General features: G+C 44.3%; 2 protein-coding genes. Both read left to right on the top strand.

The window, feature by feature from the left end:
* A partial coding sequence (gene lpcA / locus R7040_RS25535; protein ID WP_318097436.1) for a D-sedoheptulose 7-phosphate isomerase occupies positions 1-570 on the top strand: 570 nt, incomplete at its 5' end.
* A gap of 52 nt (positions 571-622) precedes the next feature.
* Positions 623-848, top strand: a 226-nt coding sequence (locus R7040_RS25530; protein ID WP_318097435.1) for a class II glutamine amidotransferase, incomplete at its 3' end; no start/stop codon positions are given.

Raw genomic sequence — 848 nt, 5'->3', positions numbered from 1 at the left:
CATGATCTGATTAGAAGTGAATTAAACGAAGCTGCTGAAGTGCTCAACAAATTTTTAAGCGATGACCATAACATTGCTCAAATCGAAGCGGCAGCGAAGATGATTGCCGATTCTTTTAAGCAAGATGGTAAGGTGCTGTCGTGCGGTAATGGTGGTTCGCACTGTGATGCAATGCACTTCGCAGAAGAGCTAACAGGGCGTTACCGTGATAATCGCCCAGGATACGCTGGTATTGCGATTTCAGATCCAAGCCACCTTTCTTGTGTCAGTAACGATTTTGGTTACGACTTTGTCTTTTCTCGTTACGTTGAAGCGGTAGGCCGCAAAGGTGATGTTCTGTTTGGTTTGTCGACATCTGGCAACTCAGGCAATATTCTTAAAGCGATTGAAGCTGCGAAAGCGAAAGGCATGAAGACCGTCGCACTGACGGGTAAAGATGGCGGTAAAATGGCTGGTCTTGCTGATGTTGAAATTCGTGTACCACACTTTGGTTATGCAGACCGTATTCAAGAAGTACATATTAAGATTATTCACATCATCATTCAGTTGATTGAAAAAGAGATGGAATAATTTTCTGCAGCCACTTTTTCGGCTGTGGTTTAGGTAAGGAGTTCGTTAAACGATGTGTGAATTGCTCGGCATGAGCGCCAATGTTCCAACGGATATCTGTTTCAGCTTTACAGGGCTGATGCAGCGTGGAGGTCGTACTGGCCCGCACCGTGATGGTTGGGGAATTACTTTTTATGAAGATAAAGGTTTTCGAACCTTTAAAGATCCAAAACCAAGCTGTGAGTCCCAAATCGCTGAATTGGTGCAAAACTATCCGATCAAAAGTCGTGCGGTTGTGA

Source organism: Vibrio sp. 1069, from assembly GCF_033340555.1.
This window is presented reverse-complemented; position numbering and strand designations above follow the sequence as displayed.